Below are 25,545 nucleotides of genomic sequence, written 5' to 3' on the forward strand. Positions count from 1 at the left end.
AATATCAGGCGCTGGCGCCTTCTACTTCTTTTTTTAAATCCAATACGGCTTGCCTGAACTGATCTCCCCGGTCTTCATAGTTCTTGAAGAGATCGAAGCTTGCACAAGCAGGTGATAATAAAACCACATCACCGGCTTCTGCCATGACCAATGCTTTTTGCACCAGGTCTTTCACACTTTGCGTTTCGTCTATTCGCTTTACTGTTTTGCCGAAAAATTGTTTCAGCTTCTCGTTATCTTTTCCGAGACAGATCAGCGCTTTCACTTTTTCTTTCACCTGCTCTTCAATGAGCGAGTAGTCGTTTCCTTTGTCTACGCCACCGGCAATCCAGATGAGCGGTCCTTTATAGCTTCCCAATCCGTAGACCACAGAGTCGACGTTGGTGGCTTTTGAGTCGTTCACAAATTCAACACCCCTAATAACCGCCACCGACTCGAGGCGATGGGGAGCGTTCTTGAAAGTCTTCAGTCCTTTCTTCACGCTGTCGAGGGTTGCACCGGCCAGGGTCACCGAGGTGACCGCCGCCATCGTGTTGATGAGGTTGTGCGGGCCCTTCAGTGTTGTGTCGGACTGCGCGATGGAGAACGAATTTTTCAACTTGAAATTCATCTTCTCGCCATCGAAGAACACCGGCGCAGCCGATGATGCTTTCAGCGACACGGGAATCTGCTGCGGCTTCACACTGCGTCCTTTCATTTCCGCAGCGATCACGGCGTCGTCGCTGTAATAGATGAAGTGCTGTGAAGGCTGCATCTTCCGGATGATCTGGAATTTGGACTCCACGTAGTTCTTCATCTCATACTCATAGCGATCGAGGTGATCGGGTGTGATGTTGAGCAGCACGGCGATGTCGGGCGAAAATGTTTTTGTTCCGTCCAGCTGGAAGCTGCTAAGCTCCAGCACGTACCAGTCGAACGCGTCGCGGGCCACTTGGCGCGCCATGCTGGTACCCACGTTGCCGGCAAGACCTACATTGAAGCCTGCCTCTTTCATGAGGTGATACGTCAGCAATGTCGTCGTCGTCTTTCCGTTGGTGCCGGTGATGGCGATGATTTTTGCGTCCGTGTATTGCGAGGCAAATTCGATTTCATCGATCACGGGAATGCCAGCGACTTTTGCGGCTTTGATCATCGGGGCCTTGTCGGGAATGCCGGGGCTTTTGATGATGTAGTTCGCGTTCAGAATTTTTGCTTCGGTGTGGCCACCGGTTTCAAAGGCAATATTTTCCTTCTCAAGCTCGGCTGTATATTTTTCCTTGATCGGCCCCATGTCCGATACAAAAACGTCAAAGCCATTCGCCTTCGCGAGCAATGCTGCTCCCGTTCCGCTTTCGCCTCCACCCAATATGACAATGCGTTCGCTCATCTCAGTTTTAATGTTGCCAGTGCCAGAATTGCCAACAGTATGCCTACGATCCAGAACCGCACAACGATTTTGGACTCGTGAATGTTTTTCTTTTGATAATGGTGATGCAACGGCGACATCAGGAATATCCTGCGGCCCTCACCGTATTTTTTCTTGGTGTATTTGAAGTACGACACCTGCAACATCACCGACAGAATTTCGATGAAGAACACGCCGCACAACACGGGGATCAATAACTCCTTGCGCACTGCCAACGCCAACACCGCGATGATGCCACCCAATGTCAAGCTTCCCGTGTCGCCCATGAACACTTGCGCGGGGTAGGCATTGTACCACAGAAATCCGAGGCACGCACCCACAAAGGCCGTACAGAAAATTACGAGCTCTGCCAGGTTGGGGATGTACATGATGTTGAGGTAGCTACTAAAGTCGATACGACCCGAGAGGTACGCCAAAATTGCCAACGTTAACCCGATGATGCCCGAGGTGCCAGCCGCGAGTCCGTCGATGCCGTCGGTGATGTTGGCAGCGTTAGACACGGCGGTGATGATGAGGATCACCACCAGCACGTAGACGATCCACGTGTATTCCTTGGGCAAGAATGGAATCAGCTTGCTGTAGTCCATCTCGTTGTTCTTCATGAAGGGCACCGTGGTGGTGGTCGACTTCTTGTCTCTGAAGCGCAGGTTGCTTTCGTCGGCATCCTGCACGTCTTGTATTTCAATTCCCGAACGTGTTGCCGGCGTTACTTCGCGCACCACCACGTTGTCGTTGAAATAAAGTGTGAGGCCAACGATCAATCCTATGCCTACCTGCCCGATAATTTTGAAGCGACCAGCCAGACCTTCTTTGTTCTTGCGGAACACTTTGATGTAGTCGTCCAGAAAACCGATCAGTCCCAACCAGCACGTAGTGATGATGAGCAGAGCCACATACACGTTGTCGAGTTTGGCAAACAAAAGCGTGGGCACCAGGATGGCCGCGATGATGATGATGCCGCCCATGGTGGGTGTCCCTTTTTTCTGAAGCTGGCCTTCGAGACCGAGGTCGCGAATGTCTTCACCTACTTGCTTTCTGCGCAGGGCGCTGATCAGATTTTTACCAAAGGTGATGGTGATGAGCAAAGACAGGAATGCGGCCATACCAGCGCGGAAGGAGATGTACTGAAATACACCCGCTCCGGGTATGTCTAGTGAATCGAGATAGTCAAATAGATAATACAGCATTCCTTAGTTCTCAAATAGTTTCAACATTCTTTCCACCACCTCGCGGTCGTCGAACGGATATTTTACGCCCTTTATTTCCTGATACGTTTCGTGTCCTTTTCCGGCAATAAGGATGATGTCGTTTTCCTTTGCCATCATGCATGCTGTCTTGATAGCTTCCTCGCGGTCGGCCATCACCAGTGTTTTGCGTACTTCGGTCGGCATCACACCGGCCTGCATTTCTTTTATGATCTCCAGCGCATCTTCGTCGCGCGGGTTGTCTGAAGTAAGCACCACCTTGTCGCTGAGGCGGCAGGCGATAGACGCCATGAGCGGGCGTTTTGTTTTGTCGCGGTTTCCGCCGCAGCCCACCACGGTGATTACTTGCTCTGCTCCTGTTCTGAATTGTGCTATCGTTTCCAATACATTTTTCAATGCATCGGGCGTGTGTGCATAGTCAACAATGGCCGTTACTTTCGAACCCGGCAACACCAATTCAAATCTTCCCACAGCACCTTCGAGGGACGAGAGTTTTGTCAACACCTCGTCAGACTCTTCGCCCAACAACACGGCGGCACCATATACGGCCAAGAGGTTGTAGGCATTAAAGTCGCCGATCAACCGGAACCAAACATTTTTGCCACCGATCTCCAATTCAAGACCTTCAATGGAGTTGGTGATGATCTTGCCTTTGAAGTCTACCATCTTCTTCAACCCGAACGAATAGCGCGATGCTTTTGTGTTTTGCAACATCACCATGCCGCGTTTGTCGTCGGCGTTCACAATGGCAAATGCATCGCTGTTGAGGTCGTCGAAAAATTTCTTCTTGGCCTTGATGTAGTTTTCAAACGTCTTGTGATAGTCGAGGTGATCGTGGGTGATGTTGGTGAACAAGGCACCGGCAAACTTCAACCCTGCAATGCGTTCCTGATCCACAGCGTGCGAGCTCACTTCCATGAACACGTGTGTGCATCCGGCCTCCACCATGCGCTGCAACAATTCGTTGAGCTGAATGGGGTCGGGCGTGGTGTGTGTGGACGGCACCACTTCCTTGACGATACGATTCTCTACGGTCGACAACAAGCCTGCCTTGTGGCCCAGCGCATTGAACAGTTTGTAGAGCAATGTGGCCACGGTGGTTTTTCCATTCGTGCCGGTCACGCCCGTGAGCTTCACCTTTTCGGACGGATTGCCATAGTAGTTCGACGCGATGATGCCCAACGCCTGCGCGCTGTTTTTCACGGTCACAAACGTCACCTTCTCGTTGATGGAGTCCGGCAGTAGTTCGCAAACAATAGCGGTGGCGCCCAGGTCGATGGCTTTCGCGATGTACGCGTGGCCGTCGGACTGTGTGCCCTTCACTGCGATAAATAAAAAACCTGCCTGCACCTTGCGCGAGTCAAAGCATATGCCTTTCACTTCTCCATTCATGTCGCCATAGCTGGAGGTGAGTGAAACTTTATACAATATGTCTTTCAGTTCGCGCACGTGACGTTCTTCGTATTAAATTCTGTTATCCTAATTTTATAAAGATCCTGTTTCCACGGGCCACTCGCCCGCCGGGCAAAAGCGATTGTTGTTTCACCCTGCCTTTGCCCTCGTAGAAAACTTTCAATCCTGAGTTCTCCAATAAATACACCGCATCGCGGAAGGTCATGCCCATCACATCGGGTACCAAATTTTTGCCGGCAATGCTTTTTTTCCAGTTCACGCCGTTGCCTTCGCGCGACGAGCGCACCCACTCCTCTTCGGTTTGCGAGTGGCTTGATATGCCCAGCGAGTTGCACAGCATGGTGAGCTCTTGCTGGTTGCCGGCGCGAATCACCGGCAGCACATCCTGCAGCTTGAACTTGCGCACATCCATAGGCTGGTGCAGGTTGATGTCGCGGGCATAGATGTTGTCGGCAATTTCCTTGAATACCGGGGCGGCCACGCTGCTACCGTACTGATACCATCCTCTAGGATTTTTGATGAGCACAATAGCGCTGTATTTCGGAGCGTGCGCAGGGAAGTAGCCCACAAACGAGGTGATGTACTTCTTGGTGTAGCGTCCGTTTTCCAAAATCTGCGCCGTTCCGGTTTTGCCGGCAATGCGGTAGTGTGTTCCTTTTATGTTCTTGGCGGTGCCTCGTTCCACCACGCCTTCCAGCAACAGCTTCATCTTGTCGAGTGTTTCGCTCGAGCAGATTTTGTTGTTCAGCACTTCCGATTCAAACTCTTCTTCTTCCTCATCGGCACGGCGCACCGACTTCACGAAAATCGGTTTGATCATTTTTCCGTTGTTAGCCACTGCGTTATACAACGCGAGGGTGTGCAACGGTGTGATCTCGAAGCCATAGCCATAGGCCATCCACGGAAGTGAAATGCCGCTCCATCCTTTTTGTCCGGGGCGTTTGATTTTGGGAGTGGGTTCACCGGCAATCTGCACACCGAGGGGTTGCGACAGTTTCAGTTGATCAACATAGTCCACAAACTTCTGCGGACGCAATCCAAAATGCTTATCCACCAGCTTGGCCATTGCCACGTTTGACGAATGTTCGAAGGCGTCCTGCACCGACACCCGACCTAAACCACCTTCTTCGTGATCGCGCACGGTTTTATTGTAGAAGGTGTATTCGCCGTTGCCGGTGTCAATGCTGTCGTTCAATTCTACGGGGCTGTCTTCCAGCAGGGCAATCATGGTCACCAGTTTGAAAGTGGAACCCGGTTCGAACAGCTGACCCGTCACAAAGTTGAAGCGCTCCACAAAGTTTCCGTGGCCGTCGCTGCTGAGGTTCGAGATGGCTTTGATGTTGCCCGTGGCCACTTCCATCACGCACACCATGCCGTCGTCGGCGTTGTGTTGCAGCATCGCTTTGTGCAGCGCGGTTTCGGCCACATCCTGCAAGTTCACATCGAGTGTGGTTTGCAGGTCGAGGCCCTCCACGGCTTTCACGTTGTTGGCGTCGAACACCGGCTTCCAGATGCCGCCGGCAATTTTTTGATAGTAGGCATACCCGTCTTGTCCGCCCAGTTGTTTGTTGAAGCTGAACTCCAGGCCAACGCCTTTGTCGTTCTCATTGATATAGCCAATGGTGCGGCCGCTCAATCCGGAGAAGGGGCGATAACGCACGTCTATTTTTTCGAAGATGGCTCCACCGCGCAATCTGCCTTCGCGGAAGATGGGCCAGCGCATCATCACTTTCTTGTCTTGGTAGTCGATGTGTTTGCGGCTCAGGATAACGTATTGCTTGCCGGTGGCGCGCGCGTCTTTCAACATGCGCTTGTAGTCGGTTTTGGATTTGTCGCCAAAGAAGCGCGACAGGTGGCCGGCCAGCGAGTCGAGGCCGCTGTTGAACACTTCGTCTTTGGGCAGCGTGGCATCGAAGGCGATTTTATAGAAGGGCAGCGACGTGGCCAGCAAACTTCCGTTGTCGGAATAGATGTTGCCGCGGGTGGCTTTCACACGCTTGTAGTCAAAAGAAATCCGTTCGCCCATGGCGGCCCACTTCTCCCCCTCCACAAATTGAATGTGGCCTGTCTTCACCACCACGGCGATGGCAAACAGCACCACAAACAGAAATGCGATCCGTACTCTTAATAATATGGACTTCTTAATATTCACCTTCTTCTACTTCAATCTTAAAGGGCGGTTTCAAACTTTCTTTTAATCCCAAGGGTTGAACTTTGCGGGCCACTTCCGATTGCTTGCTGGCAAACATGAGGTCGGCTTTCAATGTGGTATAGTCGGCGCGAAGATCTTCTACTTCGGCTTGTATGCTGTTGATCTGGCGCACGGTCTTTTCGGCATAGTGCGTGTTGCTGATGTAGATGAGCCCGAGGGTCATCACAAACAAGATCTTGGGCAAATACTGCACGGGGAAACCTTCTTCGAAATAGCTCTCCAGCTTCAGTTTTTTCTCGAGGTTCGAAAACATGCTGCTGCCCGCGACGCCCACAGCAGCCACCGGGTTCAGGTTGGTGTTTTTGCGGGGTGCCGCGTCTTTTATTTTAAATTTGTTTTCGAACATAATGTTCACCGTTCTTTTAACTTCTCTGCTATTCTCAACTTCGCGCTCCGTGCGCGACTGTTTTGTTCAATTTCTTCGGGCGAGGCTTCGATGGGCTTTCGACTCACGGCTGCAAAAGGTTTGATCTCGTTGCCGTAAAAATCTTTCTCCACCTCACCAAACACCTTTCCTTTGTTTATATAGTTCTTCACCATTCTGTCTTCCAGCGAGTGATACGACATCACCACCAGCCTTCCTCCTTCTGCCATCACTTCGCCGCATTGGTGCAAAAAATCTTCTAACGCTTTCATCTCGGCATTCACTTCGATGCGGAGCGCTTGAAACACCTGGGCGAAATATTTATTCTCCTTGCCCCGTGGGGCAATGGATTGCAATGCTGCTTTCAAATCTTCGGTGCGCGCGAAGGGTTTGTTGACCCGTTGCTGCACCACCATGCGGGCGGCCGTTCTGGCATTTTTCAGTTCGCCATACATGCCAAAGAGCTTGTGGAGTTCTTCTTCACTGTACTCGTTCAACACGTTGGCCGCCGTGGCCGATTGCGTCTGGTCCATGCGCATGTCGAGCGGGCCATCAAATCGTGTGGAGAAGCCACGCGCGGGCGAATCGATCTGGTGCGACGACACGCCGAGGTCGGCCAGGATGCCGTTCACGTGGGTTACGCCATTCAATTTCAGATACCGCTTCATGTACATGAAGTTGGCTTGACAAAATGTGAAAGAACGATGCTCTATATTCTCTGCCTGTTGCCTGGCGTCTTCGTCCTGGTCGAAGGAGATCAGGCGGCCTCCTTTCAATTGGTCCAGAATTTTCAGGCTGTGTCCTCCGCCACCAAACGTCACATCCACATACACACCCTCCGGATCGATCTGCAATGCATCAATGCACTCCTTCAACATCACCGGCCGGTGATAGCCACCGGTTGCTCCTTCTTCGGGTTTCTTTTTTGTCATCGCGCTACGGTTCGGCTCATGTCTTTAAATCATAAAAGCTTTCCGGGTCCTGGCCCCTGGGCCGTTCCCTCGAAAAGACAATTCCTGCATGCGACTCGTACGTATCTTGAAAACCGGTGACAAACCCGTTATTCATTCAAATACTTTTCGGCCAGCTTAGACAACTCACCCGGATCCTGGATCAGGTGCTTCTCGTAAACGGAAGGATTCCAAACCTCAACCTTGTTCCCCATCCCGACCAGGATCACGTCCTTGTCGAGCTGAGCATAGGCAAGCATGTTTTTCGGGATCACAAACCGCGCGTTGGCATCCAACTCTACGGTAGCGGTTCCCGAGAAGAAGTTTCGCTGGAGTTTGCGATACTCTTCATTAAACTCGCTCAAGCCTGAGATTTTCGAGAAGACCTTCTTGAACTCCACCATAGGGTAAATAATCAGGCATGGCTCGAACCCTCTCCGGACGACCAGCTCATTCCCCCCTTCGGGCAATTGAGCTTTAATCCGAGATGGCAGCACAAGTCTGCCCTTGGAATCTAGCTTACTCTCATATTCACTGGTGAAGAAAGTCATAGACGTAGTGGTTGTCTTTTTCTCCTAAGCAAACATATGTAATTTTATCCCACTTTCAACCACTTTGCGCCACCTTTTTTCATTTTTCGGCACAATTAGACATAAAAAGCCCCCGAATCGCGCTTTTTAGCAGCCGAAACCGGGGAGGTAAATCGTTTGAAATCCGAAATCAGGGAATGAGAACCCGTCTAGAGATGGAGTTTTGCCAGTATTTCGGCCGTGTGTTCACCCAAATGAGGCGGTGGGAGAAAGTGGGAAACATTTTGAAGAGAAGGCTGGCCCACAAAGGTTTTCACCCCCAAACGATCGGCCGACCGAAGCAAAAGCTCAGCAGCCTCGGGGGTTTCGAAGACCTGTTGCAGATTTCGGATGAGGCCTGCTGGGATTTTCCGATGATTCAGGGCCTGGATCAGGGTGTCGGTTGATTGCCGGGCGATGTGTTCCTGCAACAGGGCGTTGAGTTTGTGGCGGTTGTTGACCCGGGCGACATTACTTATATAGAGTATGTCCTGCGCGAGAGGCAATATCCCCAACACGTCGCATAAGTCTGAAAACTGGCGGTCGCTGCCCACGGCCAGCATCACTTCGTCGCCGTTCTGGGTTTTGAAAATGTCGCCATAGGGCGCGATGTTGGGATGGGATGAGCCTTGCTTTTCGGGGAGCTTGCCACCCACCAGCCAGTTGGTGGCCTGGTTGGCTAAGGACGATACGGCCGCCTGCACCAGGGACACTTCTACAAAATCGCCTTTTCCGGTTTGTTGCTGACGCAGCATGGCCAGCAGAATCCCCTCCTTTAAATGATGCGCGGCCAGAATATCAATCAATGCCACAGGCATTTTGAGGGAAGAACCACCGGGTTCGCCGTTCATGAACATGAAGCCAGCTTCGGCCTGGATCACGGCATCGTAGCCCACACGGGCATCGTGCGAGCCATAGCCGGTGATTTGGCCGTAGATGATTTTGGGATTGATGGTTCGGAGGGTTTCGTAGTCCACCCCGAGTTTCACGGCGTCGCCCGGTTTGTAGCTGGCGATCACGAGGTGGCTAGCGGCGGCGAGTTGGTGCACGGCGCTTCGGCCTTCGGGGGTGTCGAGGTGGAGGGTGATCGATTTTTTGCCCCAGTTCACGGCGCAGAAATAGGACGACCGGTCGTCGGTTTGTTCGCCAGCACTTTTCCAGGTGCGGGTCACGTCGCCACCCGTTGCCGGGTTTTCGACCTTGATCACTTCGGCGCCGAGTTCGGCAAAAAACTGGCCTACGCTGGGGCCGGCCAGCACAGACGCCAACTCCAATACTTTGAGGTGCTGAAACATGATCTACATCGTTTGAACTGGCCGATTCCTTTCAAAATCCTTACTTCGCCTCAAATTGTAAATCATTTCTCGCATTTTTGTGTTTTGGCCTTTACAAAACCGTGAAAATGAACAGAATTGTTATTGCTGCCCTCAGCATCGTTAGCCTGGCGGGATGTCTCGCAAAAAAGGAATCGGCACAAGCGCTGAAGACCGGTACGTGGCGCGCCACCATTGAAATTCAAGGCCAGCTTCTCCCCTTCAACCTGGAAATTGAAAAAGACAAAGCCGATGGCTATGACATCTATATCCGCAATGCCGAAGAACGGTTGCTGCTGGACGAAGTGAACGTGACCGACGACTCCATTGATATTGTGCTGCACGTGTTCGACGCCAACATCAAAGCCCGCATCAACGGCGACACCCTGCAAGGTGAATTTATCAAGAACTACGAGAAAAATTATAACATTCCGTTTCAGGCCGTGTATGGCCAGCACTATCGCTACGAAAAAGATGCACGACAAGACAGCGTGCCCGACTTCAGCGGGAAGTATGCCGTGAACTTCATTCACGAATCGGACACCACTGTTGCAGTAGGCATCTTCAAACAAACCGGCGATAGCGTGACAGGAACCTTCCTTACACCCACCGGCGACTATCGCTACCTGCAAGGCAACGTGGCCCATGGCATGATGCAACTGAGCGCCTTCGACGGCAACCACGCGTTCATCTTCACGGCCATCAAAACCAAAGAAGGCAAGCTGGCCGGCGAATACTACTCAGGCAAAACATGGATGGAATTTTGGGAGGGCGAGAAAAATGAAAACGCTGCCTTGCCCGATGCCGAAAAACTCACGTTCCTGAAAGAAGGATACGAAACCATTGCCTTCAGCTTTCCGGATGTGACGGGAAAGAAAATCAGTCTCACCGACGAGAAGTATAAAAACAAAGTGGTGATCCTCCAGCTGTTTGGCACATGGTGTCCCAACTGTATGGACGAAACCAAATTTCTTGCACCGTGGTATCGTGAAAACAAAAACCGCGGCGTAGAAATTATCGGCATGGCCTACGAACGCAAAGACGACTTCACCTATGCCAGCACGCGTGTGAAGAAAATGGCCGAGAAGCTGAACGTAACATATGACTTTGTGATTGGCGGGACAAACGACAAAGCCAAGGCATCAGAAACCCTTCCGATGTTGAACCAGGTGGTGGCATTCCCTACTACTATCTTTATTGGCAAAGACGGCAAGGTGAAGAAAATTCACACCGGCTTTTCCGGACCGGGCACGGGTCTTTATTACGAGCAGTTTGTGCAGCATTTTAATGAAACCATCAATGAACTTTTGCGCGAGAATGCCACTTCTATGGTAACACCTCAGTAGCAAAAACCAGATTGAAGATACAAATGAAGAAACGTGTTGTTGTTGGACTATCGGGCGGAGTGGACTCCAGCGTTACGGCCTACCTGCTGAAAGAACAGGGGTATGAAGTGATTGGCATGTTCATGAAGAACTGGCACGACGACACCGTAACCATCAGCAACGAATGCCCCTGGCTTGACGACAGCAACGACGCCATGATTGTGGCGCAACACCTGGGCATTCCGTTTCAGGCCATTGACCTCAGCAAAGAATACAAGGAGCGCATTGTTGACTATATGTTTGCCGAGTATCAGGCGGGACGCACACCCAATCCCGATGTGCTTTGCAACCGCGAAATCAAGTTTGATATATTTTTGCAAGCCGCGTTGAAGCTTGGCGCCGAATATGTGGCCACCGGTCATTATGCGCGCAAGGCTTCGTTTGAAAAAGATGGCAAGACAGTCTATCAATTGCTGAGCGGAAAAGATCCCAACAAAGATCAAAGCTACTTTCTCTGTCAACTCACACAGGCACAGCTTTCGAAAGCGCTGTTCCCCATCGGCGAATTGCTGAAACCCGAAGTGCGTGCCATTGCGAAGAAGATAGATTTAGTGACGGCAGATAAAAAAGATTCGCAAGGTTTATGCTTTGTGGGCAAAGTGCACTTGCCTGAATTTTTACAACAACGCCTGCAAACCAAACTCGGAAAAGTCATTGAGATCGATGCGGATGCTCCCGTGTTTAAAAACGGTTATGCTCCCGACGACCTGAAAAATCTTTCGGCTCATTTTGAGTTGTCGCCCGAACAAGGTGACGTGATTGGCGAACACAAGGGTGCGCACTACTACACCATCGGTCAACGCAAAGGCCTTAACATCGGAGGCTTTGAAAAACCGTTGTTTGTGATTGGCACCGACACCGAAAAGAATGTGATTTACACCGGCATGGGCGAAGATCATCCGGGCCTCTATCGCAAGGCGCTCTTTGTGCCAAACGTGGATGCTCATTGGATACGGGAAGACCTGAAATTGAACGTGGGCGAGTCGCGACGGTATTCTGCGCGCATACGCTATCGTCAACCGCTTGTGGGCTGCACGCTTCATCAAAAAGAAGAAGGCCTCTACATTGCTTTCGACATGCCGCAGAAAAGCATCACACCCGGTCAGTTTGCTGCGTGGTATGATGGCGAAGAACTGGTGGGCTCGGGCGTGATTTCCTGAAGCTGAAATGTTTGTTTCCTTTTTCTATTTTGGGGAATATAATCTGTCGACTCGTTGGACTATTATCAGATTCTGAATCTCTCACAGCATGCCTCCGAGGCGGAGATCAAGGCTGCATACCGCACGCTCATCAAAAAATATCACCCCGATAAAAATTCTTCCCCCGAAGCACAGGCGTTCACCCTGAAACTCAATGAGGCCTACGAAGTTTTATCGGACCCTGCGCGGCGATGGACCTATGACCAACGGTTTCAGTATCTGTTCGTGGAACAAACCGTGCACGAAGAAGATCCAAGAGAAGTATACCGCCGCGAATACGTGAAACGGAAACGGGAAGAGGAACGGGAGGAAGCACGACGGGTGCGCAAACAAGAGCTTCTGCGCAAACATTGGGTCTTTATCATCTCCCGAATATTGAGCTTTGGCATCTTTCCGCTGGCCATCTTTCTATTGCTTGATCGTTATTTGCCCGCAGCGCGCTTAAACGAAAAAATTGTTACCGGGTGGCAAGTGACCGTTACGGGCGGTGAAATCATAACGTACCTACGAACCCCCATACTCACGATCGAAGTGCCGCCCGGAATTCAGGTTAACTATGACTACGAGCATGATCCCGAAATACCCGTCGTGTTTAAACGCTCTCCGTTTCTTCACAAACTAAAAACCGTGGCGATAAACGACGGCTATTTGCAGCCTGAGTTCCCTTTGAGCACGCCACCTTACGAAGAACAGGACCTGATGTTGTGGCCACTTTTAGCGACCACGCTCATCCTGATGCTCCATCGTAGATTTTCGCAGCTCGCCTATGTGGTCAGTTGCGCGCAGGTATCGTTTGTGATCATCGCGTTAATGGAAATTCTGACGCGTTAAGACGGCGAGCATGCGATCTTTTCCAACTCTCCGGGAATCTACTATCTTAGAAGCATAATCTTTCGACTCGTTGGACTACTATCAGAATTCTGAACCTCTCATCAAACGCTTCAAGCGAAGAAATTCGTGCGGCGTATCGTTCGCTTATCAAACAATACCATCCCGACAAAAATTCTTCGGAACAGGCAAGCGAGTTCACCCTCAAACTTAACGAGGCATATGATGTATTGTCGGACCCAGAAAAGAAATCTCAATACGACAATCGTTTTTATCAGGCACCGGCTGAAGAAACGATTTATGAAGAAGACCCGCGAGAGGTTTATAGACGTGAATACATTCGTCAGAAAGCGGAGACCGTGCGCGAGGCCCAGGAAACGGAAGTTCGGCGCCAGCACACTCAATTCAGGTTGGGGAGATTGCTTAGCTTTCCAATTTTAGCGTTTGCTCTTCTGGTGATCATGGATCGTTATCTCCCTGCTCATATTTCTACCGACATCCCTATCGTGGGTTGGCAAGTAGGTTCAGGTGGTGGACGGCACGGAAGCACAAGAACCTATACCAGCTTCATGAAATCAGACCACGCAACGTATGAAGTCCCGAATGCACTTCACATTAACTACGACTATTATGCTGCGGAAAAAGAACCGATCATCATCATGGCAACGCCTATATTAAGAACTATTAAGAGTTACGCCGTTTGCAACGGCAACATCAAAACAATATATCCCGTCTTGGGTACACCTCTCCTGCCTCTGCTCATTCTGATCTCAGCGGCCTTCATAGCAAGCCGACGCAAATTTTCGTATACGGCTTATGTGTTTCGCTTTCTGCCGCCGCTTCTGCTGGCGGCAGAACTCGTGTTCTATATTTTTTAGTTCTCCTTAAATCCACTCACGCCACCCGACACGATAAACTTCATCGCTGCGGGGCCGGAAATATTCAAGGGCTGAATGCTGTCTTTGGGCACAAAATAATGATAGCCCGAAAACGCATAGGAGTGCGGGAAGTATACCACCACCATGTCGTTCAACCCCAGATCAGACAGATCGGGTTGCGTGATGAATCCGATTTGAAAAAGATTGTTGTCTTTGTTTATTCTCACCAGCACGGGCTTGTTGAATTTTTTCTTGTCGCCCACAAATGCGCCCAGCAAATCTTTCACCGCCGAGTAGATCAGTTTCACCAATGGAATTTTATTCATGCCATGGTCAAACCAATCGGCAAATGTCCGGAAGGCAAAGTTGGTGGTGAGATAACCAAAGCCGGTGATGGCCACCAGGATGATGGCAAAGCCGAGCCCGGGATAGGGAAGATTGAGCAGGCTGTCGAGCCACCGGAAGGATACAAAAATGAAATAGGCGGTAGCTACCAGCGGCACAATGAAAAGTGTTCCACTAAAGAAGTAGCGAAGAAAGCGTCGAAAGGTACTATCCATGGGGGTGAATAAAAATTAATCTCTCTGCCACAAATCAAAAACACGCCGGGTGTTGCTGCGCACTAGTGCGGCATCACCATCTTGGCCAGGGCCATGCGCACCACTTCGTCCACTTGCTCTTCGAGGGTCACGTGGGTGGTGTCGAGCACCACGGCATCTTCGGCCTGGCGCAAAGGACTTTCGGCGCGGGTGGTGTCGATCTTGTCGCGTTGCAAAATATTTTCCACCACTTCGTCGAGGTCCACCATCTGGTCGCGGTCCAGCAATTCTTTTTGTCGCCGGAAGGCGCGGGTAAGCAAGTCGGCGTTCATGAACACCTTGAGGTCGGCGTGGGGAAAAACCACTGTGCCGATGTCGCGGCCGTCCATCACCACGCCGCGTTCTTTGCCCATGCGACGTTGTTGTTCCACCATGGCCACGCGCACGTCTTTGATGGTGCTGACGGGGCTCACCATTTCTGAAACACGCATGGTGCGAATGGCTTTCTCCACGTTGAGGCCGTTGAGGTAGGTCTCGGATTTGTTTTTGGAATTGATCTTGAACGAAATGTGTATGTCTTGCAGCGCTTTGCCCACTTCTTTTGGATTGGTGGTGGCCACGTGATGATCGAGAAAGTAGAGCGTTACCGCGCGATACATGGCGCCGGTGTCGATGTAGCGGTATCCCAAAATGTTAGAAACTTCCTTGGCCGTGCTGCTCTTGCCGCAGGCCGAATATCCGTCGATGGCAATGACGATTTTGCGCAGGTTCATCAGCAATCTTTTTGAGGGCAGGGAATGGGCTTTCCGGGCTTCAATTTTTTATGCTTCTTGGGATGATGCGACGACGAGCAGGCTTCCACCAGGAGCACCAGCACGAGCAGGAGCGAAAGGCGAACAATTCTCTTCACAGGAATAGTGTGTTGTTTTGACCAAAAATAGGGCAAATGCCGGCACAATTCTTTTAATCCGTCACTTTATTTTGGTCGTTGAGCGGAATAACACCCGGCCTTAGCCCCCAACCCACCGAAACCCGTGGCATGGCGTGGGCGTTTAGTTCTGCGGAAGCCTGCCGGTGACAAATGTCCGCCCTAAACCCTGACAGACGGCATATTTTTAGTGTCGGGCTTTTAATAAATTGTACCAAAATCAAACGTAGCGCATGGAAACGAACGAACCTGGAAAGAACGAAAAGACATTCAAGAACTTTGGCAAGAAGGTGGATGACTTTATGGTCGAGCTGAACGAAGCCGGCGAACGTCTTCAGAAAGAATTTCAACTGAAGTATGAAGAATTGAAAGTGGCCGGCGAAAAATTCCGCAACGATGCCGAGAACAAAGAACGCTGGCGCGAAGTGGAAGACAGTCTTAAGAAAGCCGGCGACGAGTTGGGCAAAGCCTTCAAAGCTGCTTTCTCGAAAAAAGAAGATCAACCCAAATAAAACTTCGCCGGGTTGAGACAACAACCCGGCGAAGCTATTCTATATTTTCGTGGCCTTCCATTTTCCTTTGCGGAAGATAAGAATGCTCGCCACGGCCATAAGCGATTCGGCCACAGAAATGGCGGCGTATACCCCTATCGTTCCCACCTGGAAATAGAGCGCCAGCAGGTAAGCAAACGGGATCTGAAAAAGCCAGAAGCCCACAAAGCTCACAATGGTGGGCGTGCGCGTATCGCCAGCCCCGTTAAACGATTGTCCCACCACCATGCCATAGGCATAGAAGATGTAGCCCAGCGACACGATCTGCAAACATTCTATGCCGTGCTTTATCACCACTTCATCGGTGGTGAACAAACTCAAGATGGGGCGTGCCATGGTGAAGAAGACCACCGTGACGACCGCCAGAAAAATCATATTCAAAAAGGACGCACGCCACACCGACTTCTCGGCGCGATCGGGGAAACCCGCTCCCAGGTTCTGCCCCACCAGCGTGGCGGCGGCGTTGGCCATGCCCCACGCGGGCAATATAGCAAACACAATGGCGCGCATGGCAAACACATAGCCTGCAAGAGCTTCTTCGCCAAACGACGACATGATGCGATACAGAAAAATCCAGCTGCCCGACCCAATCAGGAATTGACCGGTGCCGCCCGACGACACCACCACCAATCGCCAGATGATGTCCCACTTGGGTTTCATATGTTTCCAGGTGAGCTGAATGATGCCACTGCCTTTCACCAGGTGATATACCTGATAGACCACGCCGATGGTTCGGCCGGTGGTGGTAGCGATACCGGCCCCCTCCACACCAAACGCAGGGATCGGTCCCCATCCGAAAATAAAAATCGGATCGAGAATCATGTTGAAAATATTGGCCAGGATTAACGACCGCATGGCAATGGAAGCATCGCCCGCGCCTCGAAAAATTCCATTGATCAGGAACAACATCATGATCGACATGTTGCCCGTGATCATCCAGCGTGTGTAGCCCGAATTTTTTTCGATGAGCGCTTCGCTGCCGCCCATCAGGCGCAGCAGGTCTTCGGAAAAGAAGATGCCCACCACGCTGATCACCAGCGACACGGCAATGCCCACCAGGATCACCTGCGAGGCCGCGACTCTGGCCGAAGGGATATCTTTTTCGCCGACACGGCGCGCCACCATGGCCGTGGCGCCCATGCCCATGCCCATGGCAACCGAATAGATCAACGTGAGCATCGACTCGGTGAGACCGATCGTGGCCACGGCGCTGTTGTCGTGCAAGCGGCCGACAAAGAAGGCATCGACCACAGCAAACAACGATTCCATCGCCATCTCCAACACCATGGGGATGGACAGCAGAAAAATTGCCTTGTCGATACTTAATGTAGTATAGTCCTGTTGATCGCCTTTAATGGCTTGCTTGAACAGACGTATGAATGAACTGACTTTTGATCCTGACATGAAGAGAAATGACTTTAAGAAATAAAACAAAATAACAATAGAGGCCCCGTTCGGATGGGCTTGGGTGAAAGAGACGGGACGTACCCGTCATTTAGAAAGTCAGGCTCATGGACACAAAAAGAATTTTACGTTTGAAATTTGGCTTACGATAAAGATGGCGGAAAGGTTTGACTTTCAAGTATACAATTTCAAAAAAAGATTCAAACACCACGGCATTTCACACGGGTTGCGTGGTGATTCTGAAACGGAATAAAAACGCAAAGGCCGGCGGACACCGACCTTTGCAGCGAACAAGAATTGTATACGGGGTTGTTCTTTCTTAATCTTTCTGAACGGAGCTGGCACCCGAAACATCGGCATGCACCACCACGGGACTGCCGCGATATAGAATCGCGCTGGCACCACCCGCCGTGGCCTTCAGTTCGTCAGACACCGTTATTTTAGCATTGCTGGAACCGCTCACGTTGACATCGGCCTTGCCTATCGGAAAATCAAATGCACTGAGCACAGACGCGCCCGAAACATCGGCCTTCAGTTCGTCGCCCAGGCCAAAGAGGTTCAGGGTTGACGCGCCCGACAACACGAGGTTCACCTTGCGATAGCCCGCACTGAGCTGCGACACTGACGCACCCGAAAGATAAAGACTCAGGTCTTCATCGCTTTCGAAGCCCACAATCTTCGACACGGTGGCGCCGGAGAAATTCACTTCGCGCAAGCGGGGCATCGAGATGGTGATGTAGGTGTCGTGTTTGCGATTGGCGTTGTTGTCGAACTTAATGATGAGTGTGCTGCCGCTTTTATACACTTCCAGGTCGTCGATGTTGCGACGGTCGCCTTTCACCTCGATGCCAAACGTTGTCGATTGCTCCACGCGAATGTTGAACGCGCTCCCCATTTCCAGGCGATCGAAGTCGATGATTGAATAATCTTTTGTTCGTTCCTGAAGTGGCCCGGGATCTTCCGTGTGGCACGCAGACAGCACCAGCAACACGACCGTGAACATAAAGAGGGGTTGGATATACTTTTTCATAAGGGGTCTTTTTAAGTGGGTTTCGGGTTTAGGACAACCCACGATGCGGATACCCCTATGGGTTGTTAAAAAAAAGAAAGGCCCGCATTTCGTGCGGACCCTCCTCTCCCAAAAAATCGGGATCTTATGCGATGGATATGGTTTTCACATTCACAAATTCTTTGATGCCGGCTTCGGAAAGCTCGCGCCCATAACCCGATTTTTTGGTTCCGCCAAAGGGTAGTCGCTGGTCGGATTTCATGAGCGCGTTAATGAACACCGATCCGGATTCTACTTCGCGTGCCCAGCGTTCGCCTTTTTCAATATCCTGTGTCCAGATGGACGCGCCAAGGCCATAGCGACTGGCGTTGGCCAGGGCCACGGCTTCTTCTTCGTTGCGCGCGGTGATGACGGCGGCGAGGGGGCCGAATGTTTCTTCGTCGAAGGCGGGTATGCCGGGCTTCACGTGGTCGATCAATGCGGGTTGAAAATTTCCTTGTGTCCGTTGACCTCCGGTGACGAGCCGTGCGCCTTGCTTTACGGAAGCGTTCATTTGTTTTTCTAACGTCTCAGCCAAATCCACACGCGCCAACGGGCCGGTGGTGATGTGGGCATCGAAAGGATTGCCTTGCTTCAACGCTTTGATGTTCGCTTCGAAGCGGCTCACAAATTCGTCTTTCACCTGCTCCACCACAATGAAGCGCTTGGCCGAGATGCACGACTGCCCTGCATTTTGCATGCGCGATTGTGTGGCAATCTTGGCTGTCTTTTCCAGATCGGCATCGGCAAACACAATAAAGGGATCGCTCCCGCCCAACTCAAGCACTGTTTTCTTAATGTGCTTGCCCGCTATCGCGCCCACTTGTGTGCCGGCAAACTCACTTCCGGTGAGGGCAACACCTTGCACCACATCGGACTTGATGATGTCTTCCAGGGTTTTGTTCTCTATGAGTAAGGATTGAAACACGCCTTCGGGGAAGCCCGCTTCGTGAAACACTTTCTCCAACAGCAGCGAACATTGAGGCACATTGGAGGCGTGCTTGAGCAGGCCTACGTTGCCCGCCATGAGTGCGGGAGCAGCGAAGCGTATCACCTGCCAGAACGGAAAGTTCCAGGGCATCACGGCCAGTATGGCACCCGTTGCGTGGTGCGACACCAGGCTGCGGCGTGCATCGGTGGCGATGACCTGGTCGGCGAGAAATTTTTCGGCGTTGTTGGCAAAGAACTCGCAAGCACCGGCGCTCTTTTCCACTTCGGCGCGGGCTTCGGTCAGCACTTTGCCCATTTCGAGTGTGATGGTGCGGGCGTATTCTTCTTTGTTGGCCTTGAGCAACGCGGCGGCCTTTTGCATGAGGGCTGCGCGGTCGGCAAACGTGGTGCGCTTCCAGCTTTTGTAGGCCATGCCGGCCTTGTCTATTTTCTGCTGCACAAGCGATGTCTCCATGAGGGGAAACTCCGCCACGACGGTTTGATCGAAAGGGTTGATGGATTTTAGCATGGGCGAAAAGTTAGGGTCGTATTACCTTACGTTAACGCCAAAAAGAAAAGCCAGGTTCATCACCTGGCTTTCGCTTTATCGATTAACAGCGGAAAATTATCCGATGGCTATACGCTTGAATTCTGCTACAGTCAAACCTTTGGTAACGCCGTCGAGGTATTGGGCTACCGTTTTGGAGTTGTCTTTCACAAAGATCTGGTGCAACAGGGTGTTGTCTTTGAAGAACTTCTGAAGCTTGCCTTGTGCGATCTTGTCGACCATGGCAGCAGGTTTGCCTTCGGCCAGGATCTGTGCCTTGGCAATTTCCAGTTCTTTTTCGATGAGGCTCGAGTCAACCGATTTCTCGTCGATGCCCACAGGGTTCATGGCTGCGATTTGCATGCCCACGTCCTTGCCAGCTTCGGTCACGTCTTTGCCGTTCACGCCTTTCAGCGACACGAGCACACCCAGTTTCGAACCGGCGTGGATGTAGGCCACTACAGCTTCGCCTTTCATGTGCACATACTCGCTCACTTCAATCTTCTCGCCGATCTTTCCTACCAACTCCACAATTTTGTCGTTGATGGTGAGGTCGCCTGCTTTCAACGCGAGGAGAGCCTCTTTGTCGGCAGGTTTATTTTTGAATGCTGTTTCAGCGATCAGCTTGCCCAGCGACTGGAACTCTTCGTTTTTGCCTACGAAGTCGGTTTCGCAGTTGAGGGCGATGAGTACCGCTTCTTTTTTGTCGTCGCTCACGCTGATGAACACAGCACCTTCTTTTGCATCTCTGTCGGAACGGGAAGCCGAAACTTTCTGTCCTTTCTTTCTCAGGATCTCAATAGCTTTTTCAAAATCTCCTTCGGCTTCGGTAAGGGCTTTTTTACAATCCATCATTCCGGCGCCGGTCATCTGGCGGAGTTTGTTTACATCTTGTGCTGAAATTGCTGACATAATTATTTTGTGATTTTACTTTTTTAGAAATTAGGGCTGGCTTTAAACAGATCGTCCTACCGGCTATGTGTTGCAAAGCGGCAGGACGAACCAAAAGCGTTTATAAGTATTCTATTATTTTGCTTCTTCTACGGTTTCGTCAACGCGTCTTTTCTCGTCCTCGTCTTTCTTGTGCGCCGCATCTTCCTTGTCTTTCTTGCGCTCCATCAGCGATTCTTCAATCACTTTACCAATGTGTTTGGTGAGGATAGAGATAGACTTGAAAGCATCGTCGTTAGCCGGGATCGGGAAATCCACGCCAGAAGGATCAGAGTTTGTATCCACCAGTGCAAACACGGGGATGTTCAGTTTCTGAGCTTCGGTTACGGCGATATGTTCGCGTTTCACGTCGATCACGAACAGCGCTGCAGGCAGTCTGTTGAGGTCGGCGATACCGCCCAATAATTTTTCAAGCTTTGCTTTTTCGCGAGTCACCATGAGACGTTCGCGTTTCGCCAGGTTGGTGAAGGCTTCGTCTTTCATGAGCTTCTCGATTTGCGCGAGTTTCTTGAGCGACTTGCGGATCGTGGCGAAGTTGGTGAGCATACCGCCCAACCAGCGTTCAGTCACGAACGGCATGTTCAAACGCTTTGCTTCTTCCGTAACGATGTCCTTGGCTTGTTTCTTGGTTGCCACGAACATGATCTTACGGCCTGAGCGAACGATGTTCTTCAGGGCAAAGGTAGCCTCTTCGAGGCGGCCCAATGTTTTGTTCAGGTCGATGATGTGGATACCGTTGTTTTCCATGAAGATGTACTCAGACATCTTCGGGTTCCATTTGCGGGTAAGGTGACCAAAGTGTACACCTGCATCCAACAATTCCTGATATGTTAATTTTTCAGCCATTCTCGTAATCGATTAACGCTTGCTAAACTGGAATTTTCTTCTTGCTTTTCTTCTACCGGGTTTCTTACGCTCAACCATACGGGAGTCGCGTGTCATGAAACCTTCCTTGCGGAGGGTAGGTTTGTTTTCGGGGCTGATTTCCACCAGTGCCCGCGCAATGCCCAAGCGCACGGCTTCGGCTTGTCCTGTCACGCCACCGCCTTCAACATTCACGGTAACATCGTAGTTGGCTTCCAACTTCAATGCTGCCAGCGCTTGTTTCACCAGGGTTTGGTGAATTTCAGAAAGGAAGTATTCCTTCAGCTCGCGGTCATTTATTATGATGTCTCCTTTGCCAGGTTTCATGTAAACCCGTGCGATGGAGGTCTTTCGTCTACCGATTGTGTTGATAATCTGCATGGAATCAGAACTTTATTTCTTTTGGTTGTTGCGCTGTGTGGGGATGCTCTGCACCTACATATACATGAAGGCTTCTGTAAAGCTCACTGCCCAGCTTGTTTTTAGGAAGCATACCGCGAACGGCATGTTCAATGAGGCGTTCAGGGTGCTTTGCACGGATCATCGTAGGCGTGTGCTCGCGCTGTCCGCCGGGATAACCGGAGTGCGTAAAGAGCACGCGATCGGTCCATTTTTTACCCGTCATTCTCACCTTCTCGGCGTTGATGACGATAACGTTGTCTCCGCAATCTACGTGCGGGCTGTAGCTTGCTTTGTGTTTTCCACGGATGATGTGGGCAATCTGGCTCGCTACGCGACCGAGTACCTGACCGTTTGCATCAACCACGACCCAGCCTTTTTCTACTGTGGCTTTGGATGCGTAGGCTGTTTTATAGCTATTGTGATCCATTTTAGTTGTTATAAATCAAATTAAATACACTACCCCCTTCAAAAAGGGACACAAAGGTAAATCGCCATTATTTGAAATGCAAGCTGATCCTGAACTTTGAATAGTGGCCCCGTTTGCGCAATCCGGATAAAACATAATAATTAGCTGTTTATGAACGGTTTTGCGCCGGGGGCGTAAATGTAAAAAACACCGGATTCAGGTGGAAAAACTTTTTGATTTATTACATCCCAACGCCCGATCCACCCCCTTTTCAGGGTTTTTCAGTCCCGCAAATTCGCTACTCTTCAGGCCTAATCGTTCAAATCCAGCTGGCGCACCAGCGCATACAGGTCTTTGGGGTAGGGCGCCTCGATTTTTTGCACATTTCCCGCCAGGTCCTGAAAGTGGAGCTGAAACGCGTGAAGAGCCATCCGTTTCATGAAAGGCTGCTCGTCCGTATCTTTTTTGAGGTTGAAGTCGCGCTTTATCTTCGACAGGAAAAATGGCTTGCCGCCATACATGTCGTCGCCGCTGATGGAGGCACCCAGCGATGCCAGATGCACGCGAATCTGGTGCATGCGGCCGGTTACGGGCTGACATTCTATCAACGTGTGGTGTTTGTAGGGCTTTAGCGACGTGAAATAGGTTTGCGCGGGTTTTCCTTCCCTCCTGCTCAACTTCACCACGCCGTCGTCCTGCTTCAGGATGGGGATGTCTACCAGCTGGTGGTCGAAGTTGTGGATGCCGTCGGCCACGGCGTGATAGATTTTGGCCACCGTGCGGTGCTCAAACTGCATGCTGAGGTGGCGGTAGGCTTCAGGATTTTTGGCAATGGCAAGCACGCCCGACGTGTCTTTGTCGAGCCTGTGGGCCACCTGTGCGTCGCCTGTGTAGCCCCGCGCCAGGGCCAGCAGGTTTTGCTTTTCGTGACGGTCTTCCAGCGTTGACAAAAACGGAGGTTTATTCACGACAACAATGTCGTTGTCCTCAAAGATGATGAGGTCTTCAAATTTTAGTTTCGGAGTTTTCATGGAGTTCAGTTCGTGCTGGTGGAGGCTGCCGGGGGTTCGGGATGACGGACATAGCGTTCAAAAAATTCAATCACCCGCAAGAGGTGGTCCATCATGCGGCCCGGGTTTCCGCTGCGGGTAAGCTCATGGCCTTCTTTGGGATAGCGGATGTATTCCACCGGCTTGCCCTGAATTTTCAAACTCTTGTAGAGCATTTCCGATTGCACCACGCCGGTGCGCAAATCCTGGTCGCCGTGGATGATGAGGAATGGGGTGTTGATCTTGTCGACATAGGTCAACGGCGATTCGGCGTCGAGCAGTTTTTTGGTTTCGGGTTCCCAGGGATAGCCGCCAAAATAGTCGGGCACCAGGCGCCAGGCATTGCCCTCACCCATGAAGGTGGTGAGATCGTAAACACCGCGCTGGGCGTTCGCAGCCTTAAAGCGGTTGTCGTGACCAATGAGCCAGGCCACCATGTAGCCGGCATAACTTCCGCCCTCCACCACCAATTGGTCTTTGTCGATCCAGCTGTGCTGTTTCATGGCATCGTCCAGGGAAGCCAGGATGTCGGCTGCGGGGTCTTTGCCCCAGTTCTTGAAGTTGCCGCGTTTGAAGGCGTCGCCATAGCCGCCGCTGCCGCGGGGGTTGCAGAACACCACGCCGTAGCCCCAGGCGGCTTCCAGCTGAAACTCGTGCCACATGCTGAATGCCGAAGGTCCCCACATGGCTGTGGGGCCACCGTGGATGTTGAGGATGGTGGGATATTTCACGCCCTCTTTGCGGCCCACGGGTTCAAGCACCCAGTATTGCACCTTCATACCATCGGGGCGGGTGATCCAGTATTCTTTGGGAAAAATCAACTGTTTGCGGCTCACCCAGGTGTTGAATTTGGTGATGGGCACTTGTGTTTTGTCTTTCAGCGTGAAGGCATATACTTCCCAGGGATTGCTGGTTTCGGTTAGGCCGTAAATGATTTTGCCGGATTTCACCGTGAAGCCCGTCACACCTTTGTCGCCGACTATCAGCTGAACGGGTGTGGCGTCGCCTTTTGCCGGAAGGCTGTAGAGGGGAATATCTCCCTCGGATTCGGCATTGAAATAGACAGCCTTGTTGTCTTCCGACCATTCAAAACCCTGCACATCGCGATCAAAATTTTTGGTGATGTTGGTCGGAGTTCCTCCCGTGGCAGCCACGATGCCGATGTCGTTTTGCCGGCCAAAAAAACCGTCGTTGGTTCCCAGGATAAATGCGATGGATTTTCCGTCGGGTGAATATTGGGGATTGGTGATGGGCTGGCCCTCCACCTTCAAAAATTCGGTCAGGTTCTTTCCATCGGCATCCAGTTTCCAGAGGCTGCTGGTGCGGATGTAGTCGGGGGCCGACGTCAGTTTCACGGAGCTGCAAATGATCGATTTGCCATCGACGCTCCAGTCGGCGCCATTAAAGTTTTGATAGCCTGTGGTGAGTTGTTTGGTTTCGGAGCCGGCCTGGGCGGGCACGGTGAAGAGGTGCACAAATTTTTCTTCTGCTTCCAGGTCTTGTTCGTCTTGCAGGTCGAGGCGCGTGAGTACGCGGGGATTTTTATCGGTGGCATTTTTAGCCAGCCACGCCCGCACTTCCGTCAGTGATCCATCGGGCGATGAGCGTGTATTTTTCTTTTCGTCGTCCTTCAGCAGTTTCCAGTTGGGTTCGTCGCCTTGCTTGCGACCGGGGCGGTCGTAGGTCCAGGGCACTTGCCCTTCTATGGCATGAAAGGGAATGGATGACGCGAACAAAATGGTTTTGCCGTCGGGCGACCACAGGGGACGCGAGGCGCCATATTTTGTTTTGGTGATGGCATAGGCTTCGCCGCCCGTGAGGGGCAGTATCCAGACCTGGGCTGCATCTCCATCTACGCGCACAAAGGCCAGCGACTGGCCATCGGGCGACCATGTGGCCTGACCGTCGCGGCGATCGCCAAAGGTGAGTTGCACGGGATCTTTTTTCCCGGAAGGGTCAAGAAGATAGAGGTGCTGGTTGTAATAATATTCGGTGGCGCCGGTGGCATTGTTGGTTTTGGAGGCCTTGCGGGTCACTGCGGCCACCACCTGCCGGCCATCGGGCGAGGCGGCAAGCTGGCTCACCGTCACAATTTTCATGAGGTCGGATGCCACGATGGGCTGTGGTTTTTCCTGGGCTGCGGCCACGAAGGCCGTGAGCAGGAGAAATGCTACACTGCAGATAAAGCGCATAGGGATGAAACAG

Annotated in this window: 25 protein-coding genes; 5 read left to right on the forward strand and 20 right to left on the reverse strand. The window is 51.5% G+C overall.

Annotation, left to right across the window (positions count from 1 at the left end):
- Positions 1 to 4: 4 nt before the first annotated feature.
- The 8 genes from murD to JI741_RS02870 all read right to left on the reverse strand — a co-directional run bounded on the left by murD (position 5) and on the right by JI741_RS02870 (position 9,413).
- Entirely contained in the window at positions 5 to 1,366 is a 1,362-nt protein-coding gene (gene murD, locus JI741_RS02835) for a UDP-N-acetylmuramoyl-L-alanine--D-glutamate ligase (RefSeq protein ID WP_202007189.1), read from the reverse strand.
- Positions 1,363 to 2,592 (reverse strand): phospho-N-acetylmuramoyl-pentapeptide-transferase, encoded by a 1,230-nt coding sequence (gene mraY / locus JI741_RS02840; RefSeq protein WP_202007191.1) that lies wholly within the window; start codon positions 2,590 to 2,592, stop codon positions 1,363 to 1,365. Before mraY ends, murD begins: the two co-directional genes overlap by 4 nt.
- 3 nt (positions 2,593 to 2,595) lie before the next feature.
- Positions 2,596 to 4,059, reverse strand: coding sequence for a UDP-N-acetylmuramoyl-L-alanyl-D-glutamate--2,6-diaminopimelate ligase (locus tag JI741_RS02845; protein WP_202007193.1), 1,464 nt, complete (start codon positions 4,057 to 4,059; stop codon positions 2,596 to 2,598).
- 25 nt (positions 4,060 to 4,084) lie between these two features.
- Positions 4,085 to 6,175, reverse strand: coding sequence for a PASTA domain-containing penicillin-binding protein (locus tag JI741_RS02850; protein WP_202007194.1), 2,091 nt, complete (start codon positions 6,173 to 6,175; stop codon positions 4,085 to 4,087).
- Entirely contained in the window at positions 6,165 to 6,581 is a 417-nt protein-coding gene (locus tag JI741_RS02855) for an FtsL-like putative cell division protein (protein ID WP_202007196.1), read from the reverse strand. Before JI741_RS02855 ends, JI741_RS02850 begins: the two co-directional genes overlap by 11 nt.
- Before the next feature lie 5 nt (positions 6,582 to 6,586).
- Positions 6,587 to 7,531 (reverse strand): 16S rRNA (cytosine(1402)-N(4))-methyltransferase RsmH, encoded by a 945-nt coding sequence (rsmH, locus tag JI741_RS02860; protein ID WP_236675847.1) that lies wholly within the window; start codon positions 7,529 to 7,531, stop codon positions 6,587 to 6,589.
- A gap of 128 nt (positions 7,532 to 7,659) precedes the next feature.
- Positions 7,660 to 8,100, reverse strand: coding sequence for a division/cell wall cluster transcriptional repressor MraZ (gene mraZ / locus JI741_RS02865; RefSeq protein WP_202007198.1), 441 nt, complete (start codon positions 8,098 to 8,100; stop codon positions 7,660 to 7,662).
- Positions 8,101 to 8,288: 188 nt separating this feature from the next.
- Complete coding sequence (locus JI741_RS02870) at positions 8,289 to 9,413, reverse strand: CaiB/BaiF CoA transferase family protein (protein WP_202007200.1); 1,125 nt, start codon at positions 9,411 to 9,413, stop codon at positions 8,289 to 8,291.
- Between the two features lie 107 nt (positions 9,414 to 9,520).
- Here JI741_RS02870 and JI741_RS02875 point away from each other — a divergent pair, with 107 nt between their 5' ends.
- The 4 genes from JI741_RS02875 to JI741_RS02890 all read left to right on the forward strand — a co-directional run bounded on the left by JI741_RS02875 (position 9,521) and on the right by JI741_RS02890 (position 13,721).
- Positions 9,521 to 10,777 carry a peroxiredoxin family protein gene (locus JI741_RS02875; RefSeq protein ID WP_202007202.1) on the forward strand — a complete coding sequence of 419 codons (1,257 nt, stop codon included), beginning with the start codon at positions 9,521 to 9,523 and terminating at the stop codon, positions 10,775 to 10,777.
- A 17-nt stretch (positions 10,778 to 10,794) separates the two neighbouring features.
- Positions 10,795 to 11,976: a tRNA 2-thiouridine(34) synthase MnmA gene (gene mnmA / locus JI741_RS02880; RefSeq protein ID WP_202008095.1), complete on the forward strand. Its 1,182-nt coding sequence runs from the start codon at positions 10,795 to 10,797 to the stop codon at positions 11,974 to 11,976.
- Between the two features lie 54 nt (positions 11,977 to 12,030).
- Entirely contained in the window at positions 12,031 to 12,846 is an 816-nt protein-coding gene (locus tag JI741_RS02885) for a J domain-containing protein (protein ID WP_202007204.1), read from the forward strand.
- Positions 12,847 to 12,935: 89 nt separating this feature from the next.
- Positions 12,936 to 13,721, forward strand: coding sequence for a J domain-containing protein (locus JI741_RS02890; protein ID WP_255534515.1), 786 nt, complete (start codon positions 12,936 to 12,938; stop codon positions 13,719 to 13,721).
- Here the strand turns inward: JI741_RS02890 and JI741_RS02895 are convergent.
- The 3 genes from JI741_RS02895 to JI741_RS02905 form a co-directional block, all read right to left on the reverse strand.
- A complete protein-coding gene (locus JI741_RS02895; RefSeq protein WP_202007205.1) occupies positions 13,718 to 14,281 on the reverse strand; it encodes a DUF502 domain-containing protein in 564 nt (187 codons plus the stop codon). The two genes, JI741_RS02890 and JI741_RS02895, sit on opposite strands and share 4 nt — an antisense overlap.
- Positions 14,282 to 14,343: 62 nt before the next feature.
- Complete coding sequence (gene cmk, locus JI741_RS02900) at positions 14,344 to 15,027, reverse strand: (d)CMP kinase (RefSeq protein ID WP_202008097.1); 684 nt, start codon at positions 15,025 to 15,027, stop codon at positions 14,344 to 14,346.
- A gap of 5 nt (positions 15,028 to 15,032) precedes the next feature.
- Positions 15,033 to 15,170: a hypothetical protein gene (locus tag JI741_RS02905; protein WP_202007207.1), complete on the reverse strand. Its 138-nt coding sequence runs from the start codon at positions 15,168 to 15,170 to the stop codon at positions 15,033 to 15,035.
- A gap of 251 nt (positions 15,171 to 15,421) precedes the next feature.
- Here JI741_RS02905 and JI741_RS02910 point away from each other — a divergent pair, with 251 nt between their 5' ends.
- Positions 15,422 to 15,700: a hypothetical protein gene (locus tag JI741_RS02910; protein WP_202007209.1), complete on the forward strand. Its 279-nt coding sequence runs from the start codon at positions 15,422 to 15,424 to the stop codon at positions 15,698 to 15,700.
- Positions 15,701 to 15,739: 39 nt separating this feature from the next.
- Here JI741_RS02910 and JI741_RS02915 read toward each other — a convergent pair whose 3' ends face one another.
- The 9 genes from JI741_RS02915 to JI741_RS02955 all read right to left on the reverse strand — a co-directional run bounded on the left by JI741_RS02915 (position 15,740) and on the right by JI741_RS02955 (position 25,532).
- Positions 15,740 to 17,143: an MATE family efflux transporter gene (locus tag JI741_RS02915; protein ID WP_202007211.1), complete on the reverse strand. Its 1,404-nt coding sequence runs from the start codon at positions 17,141 to 17,143 to the stop codon at positions 15,740 to 15,742.
- 319 nt (positions 17,144 to 17,462) lie between these two features.
- Positions 17,463 to 18,173 (reverse strand): head GIN domain-containing protein, encoded by a 711-nt coding sequence (locus JI741_RS02920; RefSeq protein WP_202007213.1) that lies wholly within the window; start codon positions 18,171 to 18,173, stop codon positions 17,463 to 17,465.
- 124 nt (positions 18,174 to 18,297) lie between these two features.
- Positions 18,298 to 19,650: an NAD-dependent succinate-semialdehyde dehydrogenase gene (locus JI741_RS02925; protein WP_202007215.1), complete on the reverse strand. Its 1,353-nt coding sequence runs from the start codon at positions 19,648 to 19,650 to the stop codon at positions 18,298 to 18,300.
- A 96-nt stretch (positions 19,651 to 19,746) separates the two neighbouring features.
- Positions 19,747 to 20,580, reverse strand: coding sequence for a translation elongation factor Ts (gene tsf / locus JI741_RS02930; protein ID WP_202007217.1), 834 nt, complete (start codon positions 20,578 to 20,580; stop codon positions 19,747 to 19,749).
- A gap of 114 nt (positions 20,581 to 20,694) precedes the next feature.
- Positions 20,695 to 21,465, reverse strand: a complete 771-nt coding sequence (gene rpsB / locus JI741_RS02935; protein ID WP_202007219.1) for a 30S ribosomal protein S2 — start codon at positions 21,463 to 21,465, stop codon at positions 20,695 to 20,697.
- Between the two features lie 12 nt (positions 21,466 to 21,477).
- Positions 21,478 to 21,864, reverse strand: coding sequence for a 30S ribosomal protein S9 (gene rpsI / locus JI741_RS02940; protein WP_202007221.1), 387 nt, complete (start codon positions 21,862 to 21,864; stop codon positions 21,478 to 21,480).
- A gap of 4 nt (positions 21,865 to 21,868) precedes the next feature.
- Complete coding sequence (rplM, locus tag JI741_RS02945) at positions 21,869 to 22,312, reverse strand: 50S ribosomal protein L13 (protein WP_202007223.1); 444 nt, start codon at positions 22,310 to 22,312, stop codon at positions 21,869 to 21,871.
- A 290-nt stretch (positions 22,313 to 22,602) separates the two neighbouring features.
- Positions 22,603 to 23,322: an RluA family pseudouridine synthase gene (locus JI741_RS02950; RefSeq protein WP_202007225.1), complete on the reverse strand. Its 720-nt coding sequence runs from the start codon at positions 23,320 to 23,322 to the stop codon at positions 22,603 to 22,605.
- A 5-nt stretch (positions 23,323 to 23,327) separates the two neighbouring features.
- Positions 23,328 to 25,532, reverse strand: coding sequence for a S9 family peptidase (locus JI741_RS02955; protein ID WP_202007227.1), 2,205 nt, complete (start codon positions 25,530 to 25,532; stop codon positions 23,328 to 23,330).
- Between the last annotated feature and the right edge of the window lie 13 nt (positions 25,533 to 25,545).

Source organism: Chryseolinea lacunae, from assembly GCF_016735595.1.
GTDB lineage: Bacteria > Bacteroidota > Bacteroidia > Cytophagales > Cyclobacteriaceae > Chryseolinea > Chryseolinea lacunae.

Excerpts from the sequence above, each read along its gene's own strand:
- murD (WP_202007189.1), bottom strand. The coding sequence starts at position 1,366 with ATGAGCGAACGCATTGTCATATTGGGTGGAGGCGAAAGCGGAACGGGA.
- mraY (WP_202007191.1), bottom strand. The coding sequence starts at position 2,592 with ATGCTGTATTATCTATTTGACTATCTCGATTCACTAGACATACCCGGA.
- JI741_RS02855 (WP_202007196.1), bottom strand. The coding sequence starts at position 6,581 with ATGTTCGAAAACAAATTTAAAATAAAAGACGCGGCACCCCGCAAAAAC.
- rsmH (WP_236675847.1), bottom strand. The coding sequence starts at position 7,531 with ATGACAAAAAAGAAACCCGAAGAAGGAGCAACCGGTGGCTATCACCGG.
- mraZ (WP_202007198.1), bottom strand. The coding sequence starts at position 8,100 with ATGACTTTCTTCACCAGTGAATATGAGAGTAAGCTAGATTCCAAGGGC.
- JI741_RS02870 (WP_202007200.1), bottom strand. The coding sequence starts at position 9,413 with ATGTTTCAGCACCTCAAAGTATTGGAGTTGGCGTCTGTGCTGGCCGGC.
- JI741_RS02875 (WP_202007202.1), top strand. The coding sequence starts at position 9,521 with ATGAACAGAATTGTTATTGCTGCCCTCAGCATCGTTAGCCTGGCGGGA.
- JI741_RS02895 (WP_202007205.1), bottom strand. The coding sequence starts at position 14,281 with ATGGATAGTACCTTTCGACGCTTTCTTCGCTACTTCTTTAGTGGAACA.
- JI741_RS02910 (WP_202007209.1), top strand. The coding sequence starts at position 15,422 with ATGGAAACGAACGAACCTGGAAAGAACGAAAAGACATTCAAGAACTTT.
- JI741_RS02915 (WP_202007211.1), bottom strand. The coding sequence starts at position 17,143 with ATGTCAGGATCAAAAGTCAGTTCATTCATACGTCTGTTCAAGCAAGCC.
- JI741_RS02920 (WP_202007213.1), bottom strand. The coding sequence starts at position 18,173 with ATGAAAAAGTATATCCAACCCCTCTTTATGTTCACGGTCGTGTTGCTG.
- JI741_RS02925 (WP_202007215.1), bottom strand. The coding sequence starts at position 19,650 with ATGCTAAAATCCATCAACCCTTTCGATCAAACCGTCGTGGCGGAGTTT.
- tsf (WP_202007217.1), bottom strand. The coding sequence starts at position 20,580 with ATGTCAGCAATTTCAGCACAAGATGTAAACAAACTCCGCCAGATGACC.
- rpsB (WP_202007219.1), bottom strand. The coding sequence starts at position 21,465 with ATGGCTGAAAAATTAACATATCAGGAATTGTTGGATGCAGGTGTACAC.
- rpsI (WP_202007221.1), bottom strand. The coding sequence starts at position 21,864 with ATGCAGATTATCAACACAATCGGTAGACGAAAGACCTCCATCGCACGG.
- rplM (WP_202007223.1), bottom strand. The coding sequence starts at position 22,312 with ATGGATCACAATAGCTATAAAACAGCCTACGCATCCAAAGCCACAGTA.
- JI741_RS02950 (WP_202007225.1), bottom strand. The coding sequence starts at position 23,322 with ATGAAAACTCCGAAACTAAAATTTGAAGACCTCATCATCTTTGAGGAC.
- JI741_RS02955 (WP_202007227.1), bottom strand. The coding sequence starts at position 25,532 with ATGCGCTTTATCTGCAGTGTAGCATTTCTCCTGCTCACGGCCTTCGTG.